Source organism: Streptococcus pseudopneumoniae ATCC BAA-960 = CCUG 49455, assembly GCF_002087075.1.
GTDB lineage: Bacteria > Bacillota > Bacilli > Lactobacillales > Streptococcaceae > Streptococcus > Streptococcus pseudopneumoniae.
The window spans coordinates 1-2,213 of record NZ_MWSM01000066.1; the positions used below are offsets into that span (position 1 = coordinate 1).

Sequence of the window (2,213 nt, forward strand, 5' to 3'; positions counted from 1 at the left end):
GATGGACTAGAATGCTTTTTTGGCATAAATGAACAATTTTATTTTTCAGAATATATCAAATATAACAAATAACTCTTAAAATTCAGAAAATTCTATTGACAGAACTTGAAAAAGGGTCTATAATGAATAAAAAACAAAGGAGAATGCTATGAAAACAAGAAAAGTATTGGCTCTTGTGGGAGTAACTTTATTAGCAGCTGGTGTTTTAGCTGCTTGTTCTGGGGGTTCAGGCGCTCAAGGTGAAAAGACCTTTGCGTTTACCTACGAAACACATCCAGATAATCTCAACTATTTGACAACTGGTAAGGCAGCAACTTCTGAGATTACTAGTAATGTGATTGATGGATTGCTTGAAAATGATAAATACGGGAACCTTGTTCCTTCATTGGCAGAAGACTGGTCAGTTTCTAAGGATGGCTTGACTTATACTTATAAGATTCGTCAGGACGCCAAGTGGTATACATCTGAGGGAGAAGAGTACGCTCCTGTTAAGGCTCAGGACTTTGTGACAGGTCTTAAATATGCAACAGATAAGAAAGCGGATGCTCTTTACTTGGTACAGGATTCAATCAAAGGTCTGGATGCCTATGCAAAAGGTGAAATCACAGACTTTGCTCAAGTTGGGATTAAAGCCCTTGACGATCAGACAGTTCAATACACCTTGAACAAACCTGAAACTTTTTGGAATTCTAAAACAACTATGGGTGTGCTTGCGCCAGTCAATGAAGAGTTTTTGAATTCAAAAGGGGATGATTTTGCCAAAGCTACGGATCCAAGTAGTCTCTTGTATAATGGACCTTATTTGTTGAAATCCATTGTGACAAAATCCTCTGTTGAATTTGCGAAAAATCCGAACTACTGGGATAAGGACAATGTGCATATTGACAAGGTCAAATTGTCATTCTGGGATGGTCAAGATACTAGCAAACCTGCAGAAAACTTTAAAGATGGTAGCCTTACAGCAGCTCGTCTCTATCCAACAAGTGCAAGTTTCGCAGAGCTTGAGAAGAGTATGAAGGACAATATTGTCTATACTCAACAAGACTCTATTACGTATCTAGTTGGTACAAATATTGACCGTCAGTCCTATAAATACACATCTAAGACCAGCGACGAACAAAAGGCATCGACTAAAAAGGCTCTCTTAAACAAGGATTTCCGTCAGGCTATTGCATTTGGATTTGACCGTACAGCCTATGCCTCTCAGTTGAATGGACAAACTGGAGCAAGTAAAATCTTGCGTAATCTCTTTGTGCCACCAACATTTGTTCAAGCAGATGGTAAAAACTTTGGCGATATGGTCAAAGAGAAATTGGTCACTTATGGGGATGAATGGAAGGATGTTAATCTTGCAGATTCTCAGGATGGTCTTTACAATCCAGAAAAAGCCAAGGCTGAATTTGCTAAAGCTAAATCAGCCTTACAAGCAGAAGGTGTGACATTCCCAATTCATTTGGATATGCCAGTTGACCAAACAGCAACTACAAAAGTTCAGCGCGTCCAATCTATGAAACAATCCTTGGAAGCAACTTTAGGAGCGGATAATGTAGTCATTGATATTCAACAACTACAAAAAGACGAAGTAAACAATATTACATATTTTGCTGAAAATGCTGCTGGCGAAGACTGGGATTTATCAGATAATGTCGGTTGGGGTCCAGACTTTGCCGATCCATCAACCTACCTTGATATCATCAAACCATCTGTAGGAGAAAGTACTAAAACATATTTAGGGTTTGACTCAGGGGAAGATAATGTAGCTGCTAAAAAAGTAGGTCTATATGACTACGAAAAATTGGTTACTGAAGCTGGTGATGAGACTACAGATGTTGCTAAACGATATGATAAATACGCAGCAGCCCAAGCTTGGTTGACAGATAGTGCCTTGATTATTCCAACTACATCTCGTACAGGGCGTCCAATCTTGTCTAAGATGGTACCATTTACAATACCATTTGCATTGTCAGGAAATAAAGGTACAAGCGACCCAGTCTTGTATAAATACTTGGAACTTCAAGACAAGGCAGTTACTGCAGATGAATACCAAAAAGCTCAAGAAAAATGGATGAAAGAAAAAGCAGAATCCAATAAAAAAGCGCAAGAAGAACTTGCCAAACATGTCAAATAAAACAAAAAGAGACTGAGTCAAAAGTCCTAAAAATAAGAAAAACGCATAGTATCAAGGTACAATTCTGAACTGCACCCCAAAAGTT

Annotated in this window: 1 protein-coding gene; it reads left to right on the plus strand. The window is 38.5% G+C overall.

Annotated features, from left to right (window positions below):
* Positions 1-148 precede the first annotated feature (148 nt).
* Positions 149-2,128 (plus strand): peptide ABC transporter substrate-binding protein, encoded by a 1,980-nt coding sequence (locus B4W83_RS11535; protein WP_000857592.1) that lies wholly within the window; start codon positions 149-151, stop codon positions 2,126-2,128.
* Positions 2,129-2,213 lie beyond the last annotated feature (85 nt).